Here is a 7724-nt window from a genome sequence, read left to right on the forward strand (position 1 = left end):
TGTCGAAGGATAAGACTGCCTTCTGTGCCACTATTGAAGGATAAGACTGCTGTTGAGTAGACAATATGCATAAGTAGTAGGCAAAGAAGTCGCAGATAAACCTTGGAGGTTTTGAAAACCCCCAAGGTTTCTTGCTGGACGTATAACACACCCCTGGCCGGGCGCCCCTTTTATTCCCCTCTCAAGAGGGGAGTAGGGGCGGATAAAATGCTGGAAGTGGAGAGAAAACGAAGATGATGTATATTTGGTGTAAAATTGCATCAATATGGGACGTCAAAGCATATCATTTACTGAGCCGAACGATCAATGGCTCAAGGAACGTGTAGAGAGCAAAGAGTATTCAAGTAAAAGTGAATTGGTCAATGATCTCGTTCGACAAGCGCGAAATCAGCAACAGCAGGTGGATTATATACGTATGAAATTGGAGCGAGCGGAAGAAGGAGGTTTCACGGAAGAATCAAGAGAAGATTTATTGAAGAAAGCCAAAGCAAAGATGAATGGCTGAGTATCGATTGAGCGAAACCGCGAAGGAAGATCTTATCCGTATCTATCTGTATGGTGCTCATCGCTTTGGAGAAAGGCAAGCAGAAAGATATTTTCATGCTTTTTTCGATCAATTTGAATTGATAGCAAGAAGACCCTTTGCTTTTGAATCTGTAGATCATATAAAGGTTGGATATCGACGTTGTGTTTGTGGAGTTGACAGCATTTATTATCGGGTTGAAAAGGGTCAGGTAGAAATCATGGCAATTATTGGTAGGCAAGATTTTGTAGATGGCGGCTGAGGCAATTGTAAGCATAAGCTAGTCTAGAGCTGATGTGAAATAGGTAAAGTGGTTTAGAGACAATAGATACTAGATGTTAGACTTTAGATTTAAGACAAAAGACGTCAGAGGCTAGACATTAGATAAAAGACGCAAGAAAAAGTAGGCAATAGGCAAAGGGCAGTAGGCAGACTTTAAATGATAGACAATCGGAAATTGGTAAGTGTGGTAGCCGTCACCCTGGAAAAATAGGCAATAGGCAAAGATAAGTAGGCAAGGTTTTAGACACTAGACGTTAGACTTTAGATTAAAAGTAGGCAATTAGGAAAGGGACATAGGCAAACTCGGCAGCAGTCATCCTGAGCCTGCCTGCCGCAGGCATGGTCGAAGGATAAGACTGCCTTCTGTGCCACTATTGAAGGATAAGACTGCTGTTGAGTAGACAATATGCATAAGTAGTAGGCAAAGAAGTCGCAGATAAACCTTGGAGGTTTCCAAAACCTCCAGGGTTTCTTGCTGGGCGTAGAAACACACCCCTGATCGGGCACCCCTGGTCGGGCACCCCTAGCCGGGCACCCCTAGCCGGGCGCGCTTGCTGGACGTATAACACACCCCTGGCCCCTCTCAAGAGGGGAGCAGGAGTGGATAATGGAAGTAGATAAAGACAAGAGATGCTAGAATGAATAGGCAAAGAGTAGTAGGCAGAATTTAGACACTAGACGCTAGACAGAATTGGCGATAAGCAAAAAGCAATAGGCAAAGTTGTAGCAGTCATCCTGAGCCTGTCGAAGGATAAGACTGCTGTTCAGTAGACTCTCTGCTAAAGCAGTAGGCAAAAAAGGCGAAGATAAACCTTGGAGGTTTTCAAAACCTCCAAGGTTTCATGAATAGGGCGAGGTACTATGAGAGCATACGCTGCACTCTTGAGCAAAAAAAAGCCCGCGGATGCGGGCTTTCGTATATTCACTGACGTAAAGTTTTTATTACCTTCTTCGAGGGAACGCTCTACCTCTTCGTGGGATGTATTCGCTGATGACATATTTCACACTGAAGAACGCTTTCGGTCCGGAAACACTGATTTCCTGCAAGTAAGTGTTGTTACCTTCCGTTACGAAGGTTTGTTCGTACTTTCCAAAAACATACTGAGCTTCCAATCCGATTTTTAGATTACCAGCTATAGGGTATTCCATACCTACAATACCATGAGCCAGGGTAGTGCCTCCGCTTAGTTCTTGCGGTGAGCCACCTGTACTGTTGTACGTGAGGTTTAGCTGAGTGATTTCTACACCCGCACCGAAATAAAAGGACGGCTGTGGTGTTTTGGAGAAGCGCGTAGCTGTGGTCATGTAAAACAGCCCGTCGATGCTGATAGGTATAAAAGTGATTTCCTGACTTTCTGAGAAATCCCCAGATGTACGCGATCCACTAGACTTTTGGTAGCCTACCGCCAGGCGTGCAGCCAATGGCTTGTAGAGCCAAAACTCCTGACCAAGCATAAATGCCGGCGTGATATCAAAATCATAATCTGAATCTGAGTAATAGTCCATGCTAGGGAAGTAAAGACCTGCTCCCAGGCCGATGCCTCTAAAGCCAGTCTTTTGCAATGACTGACGGTATCTTTGGTAATTGTTTCTGCTTTGTGCATCGGCTACTGAAGCTATCAGTAGCATGACAAGGATAGGCAGTATTAATTTTTTCATTGTTTTGATGCTAAAAGGGTTAGGCTAAATACTTTGTGCTGGAAGTGGAAAATTCCGGGGATCACCCTCCGGAATCGTGACATTCTTTAGAACTGTATTCTACTTTAGCACCACCAAATCCGCTAAACCCTGATTCGATGGTCGCGTTACCTGATGTGATGGTATATCCTACACGCTGAATACTTGCGGTACCTTTGATTTGAAAAAACGGTTGTCCGCTTTTTTGTACTTTCACTGTTTTTGATAGTGAGCGGTTCGTCTTTCCTTTTAGTTGAGCAAAGATTGCACCCATAGTTGCTTTTCCTTCTACAGTGGTATTGAGGTCTTCACCACAATTTCCTTGTGCAGATCTTGTCTGCACGTCTGCTGTTTTAGTGATACTCACATCTAGTGCCAAACCATATATACCAAATTTGGTGATGTCAGCAGAACCTTGCTTGTTGGCAGCATCTACAGTTACAGGAACTTCAGTGCCATCTACACCCTTCAAGATAAAGCTAACACCAAGATTGATCAGTGCTTGTGGTAGGTCAAAAGTGATCGTACTTGGTTGTGTAAGTGTAAGTGTTAGTGGAGTGATTGCAAATGCAAATGAAGAAGGATCATTCGGATTGGTGTTTAACACAGGTAAAGCTGTCAATCCAATGTCAGTAGTTCCTGTGCCTGGGATTGCATTACCTGGGATGTCCAAAACCATGGTTACGGCATTCGTACGGCCACCGCTGTTGGTTCCCACTTGACCTCCAGTAGAGTTGTCGACTGGTACTGGATCAGCAAGCTTGGTCAGTTCCAAATCAATCGCTACTTCGTAATCTGAAGACTCGTCTTCGGGAAGCTCTACTGTAAGGTCACCAGACTGACCAACATATCCGTCTTTGATGACTTCAATGGTGTAGTTTCCAGTGGATAGGCTGCCAATTTCGAGTGTGCCAGAAGTAGCAGCAAGCTCAGAATCAGTGCCAGATGGATCCGTCACTTTTACCGTATAGTTGGATAGTGCCGATGCGTCATCACTCGTAGTGTTAACAACAATTTTTTGGCTTCCAGCTTCCAGTGGCGGGTTTCCTCGTTCAATTCCTTCGATTGGGTTGTTACAACCAATGATGGTTGCAATTCCAGTGAATACGCTCAGTATGGCGGCCAGGCGTAGGTTTTTGGTGATAGATTTTGTGATCATTACGTCAGTAAAGTTGAGTTTAGGCAGCTTAATGCCACGTAAATAATAACAAACATAGGGAAATAGTAGATAAACTGGAATTTGTATGGGAAAAATAATATGCAATTTTAAGTTGATATTCTTCAATTTGATACTGAATGAGTTACAACACTAGATCTAATAGGCAGTTCAAAGAGCAATAGGCAAGTTTCAATAGGCAATAGGCAAAGCTTAGAAGACAAAAGACATGAGACAATAGACAAATGGGGAAGTGGTCATCGAGCTTGCCTGCTTGCCACGCCGATAGGCGGGCCTGCCGGAGTTTACGCAGGTATGGTCGAATGATAAGACTGCTGTTCAATAGACAATAGGCAAAAAAGCATTAGGCAATGTTAAGTAGATAAAAGACATTAGATCGAAGACATTAGAAGGAATAATATCAATTGATTTTGTTAAAGTGAGCTTGCCTGCTTGCCACGCCGATAGGCGGGCCTGCCGGAGTTTACACAGGCATGGTCGAATGATAAGACTGCTGTTCAATAGACAATAGGCAAAAGCAAGACGCTAGACAGTAGACGTAAGAATTTAGACAAAATAGGCAGTAGGCAAAATTCAATAAGCAAAGTGGGTGGCAGTTATCGTGTTTACCTCGCCTTTGGCGGGCCCGCTTGCCACGTCGATAGGCGGGCCTGCCGAAGTGAACGTAGGCACGATCGAAGTTAAAATCTTAAAGTATCGAATGGGAATTGGCAAAAGTAAGACGCTAGATAGTAGACGTTAGACTTTAGACAAAATAGCAATAGGCAAAAAGCAGTAGGCAATGTTAAGTAGATAAAAGACATTAGATTGAAGACAATAGAAGGAATAATATCAATTGATTTTGTCAAACTGAGCTTGTCGAAGTTTAAGACAAAATCTTACAATGGGAATTGGCAAAAGCAAGACGCAAGACAGTAGACGTTAGACTTTAGACAAAGTACACCTGGTAATTTTGATGGCAGTACCTATTGCTCTGGTCGTGTGGAAGTGAGCAAAGGTGCCAGGTTGTTACGGATAAAGTCTGGGTGGTAATTCCAGATTTGCTCTTGAATGGTGGTGCCAGTATGGATGCTCAAGCCTCGGAAGGTTTGGCCGGTAAATTTGTATTCATAGCGCAGGTGTGGCAAGGTTCGGATTCGCGCTCGCTTAAAGGCGGGATATTTCCGTATGGGTAGCGGCAGCCGAAGGGTAAACCCTGCATTGGGTAGATCCGGGGTATGTACTCCAAATATACCAATAATGGACTGACCAAACTGGCGGTAAATGTCTACACGCCAGCCCCGGTCCTGAATCATAAAGGTGCCGTAGGAAGCCTTGAATGTGAGGTCATACACAGGATGACGAGCAATGACTCCAATGCGGGCATGACCAAAATTGTACTTTTCAAAAAACTCACTCATCAGGGACCCAGACACGGTGGAGTAGGTATGATAGCCGGCTTCACCAAAAACGCCTAATCGATTTTGCCAAAAGTAACGGGTGAGGTATCCTATTACTCCAGCTCTTCGCCGCTGGAAAAGCCCTGCATGTAAGGTCCCAGCCCAGTTTTTGCCCAGACGCATGTGTTGGTTGAGCGTGATGAGCCCAGCACGGACACCATCGTCGGTAAAATTGTTAAACACTGGGATCAATAGCTGTCCGGTGATACTCAGCCCGTTTGTTAGCTGCATGTGCACTGTAGGAGCCAGGTCAATTACGGTTTTGATGGCGTCATCATAGTTGCCTATCTGTGTGGCACTGATCACAGGCCCCGCAGCAAGATCTACTTTCCAAAAGGTAGCATTGGATATGCTGCTTTCTGGTAAAGCCGAGTGATGACCTGGTTTGATGCCCATTTCTCGTACTAGAGCTTCTGATGTGAGTTCACCGCTGCGCCATTTTTCCACGGATGTGGCTGGGAAGTGAAGCTCCACCATAGGAATGTTGTGGTATTTGGCAATCAGAATAACAGGAACACCCTCCGGAAGCTGGGTGATGACTTGTGCCAGGCCTTCCAGCTCGTAGCGATAAAGGCGGTCTTCGAAGGCAAGTACAAGGGTGTCTTTGCGCTGCTCCAATTGCAGGTTTTCAAATCCCCGGGCTTGTAAGTTGGGGATGAGCTGCTGTGCAGTACTACTGATGGCAAGCAGGCCGAAACATAAAGTCAGACTCAGGCGAAATAAATAAAGAAAATGCGGCTTCACTTAACTTTTTAACAGGTTATTCAAACTCCAAAATGAAAGGCTCTGGGCTGAAAGATAAAATAAAAACGATCAGCGCTATCCATCCCAGTACTTTTCTTCCGGAGCTGAGTGGTGTGCGATCTATCACTGGAGGGTGCTGGATGCCCAGAAAACGGCCTAGCATGAGTGCGAAAAGCATCCATCCGCTATATCCTGTGATGTCAAAAGCTGTATGTACAACAAACTGCGCTGTGAAAATGACTGTGGCAAAAAGCCATCGGCTTTGTTTGGCAGGAAACATCGAGTGGGTGCAGGCATATAAAAAGTAGATATAGGCGCCCATGAGCAGCAGGTAGTTGAGCATGTCTCCAGTGCCGGTAGACGGAAGGTCGGCGATGGAGACTACTCCCAGGCCGGCATAAAATACAAAAATGGTAAACAGCGCCTGGGAAACTTTCCAGTGGTTTTTGGCACCCAGAAGTCCGAAAAGGATATGCCCTCCATCGAGCTGACCGATAGGCAGGAGGTTGAGTGCGGTGAAAAATAGTGCCAGGTAGCCTGCCAACAGATAGGGGTAGTGGATGATTTCGTTGGGGTGGGGCATGCGCTCAGGGTCGGCTACATAGTTTTCGAAAAACCAGTAGATGATGTTGTCCCCAAAGCGAAAAGTAACCATGCCTTCTTCTTCATACACATGGTCGGCATAGTTGGCACCATATTGCTCATACTCTGGATGAATCTGGTAGATGTATTCTGGTTCGGGCAGGTGCGTAAAACCATACCAGATTACTCCCAATGCAATGACAAAGCCCGCCAGTGGGCCGGAAACGCCTACGTCAAAGTAATGTTTGAGGCTGTAAATCCGGTCTTTTATTTTAATGAAAGCCCCCATGGTGCCAAAAGAAGGTGCCAGGATAAATCCTAACCACATGGGAATGTAATAGGGTAGGGTAACGTTGATTTTGTGGTAACGAGCAGTGAAGTAATGGCCAAACTCATGTACTGTCAGGATCAGCAGAAACGGGAGGGAAAAGTGTAGTCCTCCAAAGAAGTCCTGCCAGGTCATGCGCACGTCTTCTTCTACCCAAAACAGGTATTTGGAGTACATCCACTCTGTGCCTGCCAGTGTAGTGGCGATCAGGGTGAGTACAAACAATCCCAGGTGGAGAAGTAGCTGTTTGGTGCGTTTAGTCATAGTTTAGGGTCTCAAATATCTGGTCTGGGAAAGCTACCTGTGTAGCGTGCAATCCTACGTCTCTTGCTGCTTCAATGTTTTCACTTTTGTCATCCAGGAACAGGCTTCGGGCTGGATTCAACCCTTGCTCTTCTATGATGTATTCGTAGATATCGTAGTTGGGCTTTCGGTAGCCGATCTGGTGGGAGTAGTAAGCAGTATGCGCATAGTCTTTCATGAGCTTGCCGGTTTGTTTGCTCACTAGCTGATCAAAGTACTCCTCATGCATGGCGTTGGTATTGCTGAGAATAAGCACTTGATGCGTTTTCATCAGCTGCGCCATGAGCTCCAGCCGTTTGGTGGAGATGCCTTTGATCATGAGGTTCCATGCCTGTCGAAAATCTGCATCACTGATTTGAGCATCGAAGAGATTGTTGATTTCGCGGATGAAAGCCCCGTCAGACATTTTGCCTGTTTCGTATGCAAACAAAAACGGCGATCCAATCATTAGCTCGCGGAGATTTCCTCCACGTCCATCGGTGAGGTGGTGAAAAGCGTCGATTACAGCTTGTCCGTCCAGGTCTACGATGACTTCTCCCAGATCGAAGATGATGGTGTCTAATTGTGAAAGACTGTATTGCACAGGTGTTGTAAAGTTTTGGTTTGCTTACGGTCGCAAGATTAATGAATTTGAACGTTAAGGCGTGGGTTTAGGTAAGCTAAGTAAGG

At 45.4% G+C, this 7724-nt stretch carries 7 protein-coding genes; 2 read left to right on the forward strand and 5 right to left on the reverse strand.

Annotated features, from left to right (window positions below; translation table 11 throughout):
- Positions 1-265 precede the first annotated feature (265 nt).
- Together C7460_RS15400 and C7460_RS15405 are read left to right on the forward strand one after the other, a co-directional pair.
- On the forward strand, positions 266-505 hold the full coding sequence (locus C7460_RS15400) for a ribbon-helix-helix domain-containing protein (protein WP_115869016.1): 240 nt from the start codon (positions 266-268) through the stop codon (positions 503-505).
- Positions 498-785, forward strand: coding sequence for a type II toxin-antitoxin system RelE/ParE family toxin (locus C7460_RS15405; protein WP_115869017.1), 288 nt, complete (start codon positions 498-500; stop codon positions 783-785). The genes C7460_RS15400 and C7460_RS15405 overlap by 8 nt, the downstream gene beginning before the upstream one ends.
- 962 nt (positions 786-1747) lie before the next feature.
- Here C7460_RS15405 and C7460_RS15410 read toward each other — a convergent pair.
- The 5 genes from C7460_RS15410 to C7460_RS15435 all read right to left on the reverse strand — a co-directional run bounded on the left by C7460_RS15410 (position 1748) and on the right by C7460_RS15435 (position 7638).
- Positions 1748-2464, reverse strand: a complete 717-nt coding sequence (locus C7460_RS15410; protein ID WP_115869018.1) for an outer membrane beta-barrel protein — start codon at positions 2462-2464, stop codon at positions 1748-1750.
- Positions 2465-2525: 61 nt separating this feature from the next.
- Positions 2526-3641, reverse strand: a complete 1116-nt coding sequence (locus C7460_RS15415; protein WP_115869019.1) for a hypothetical protein — start codon at positions 3639-3641, stop codon at positions 2526-2528.
- A 983-nt stretch (positions 3642-4624) separates the two neighbouring features.
- Positions 4625-5842, reverse strand: coding sequence for a YjbH domain-containing protein (locus C7460_RS15425; protein WP_115869021.1), 1218 nt, complete (start codon positions 5840-5842; stop codon positions 4625-4627).
- Between the two features lie 16 nt (positions 5843-5858).
- Entirely contained in the window at positions 5859-7016 is a 1158-nt protein-coding gene (locus C7460_RS15430) for a site-2 protease family protein (protein ID WP_115869022.1), read from the reverse strand.
- On the reverse strand, positions 7009-7638 hold the full coding sequence (locus C7460_RS15435; protein ID WP_115869023.1) for an HAD-IA family hydrolase: 630 nt from the start codon (positions 7636-7638) through the stop codon (positions 7009-7011). The genes C7460_RS15430 and C7460_RS15435 overlap by 8 nt, the downstream gene beginning before the upstream one ends.
- Positions 7639-7724: the final 86 nt, after the last annotated feature.

Source organism: Marinoscillum furvescens DSM 4134, from assembly GCF_003386095.1.
Classification (GTDB): Bacteria; Bacteroidota; Bacteroidia; order Cytophagales; family Cyclobacteriaceae; genus Marinoscillum; species Marinoscillum furvescens.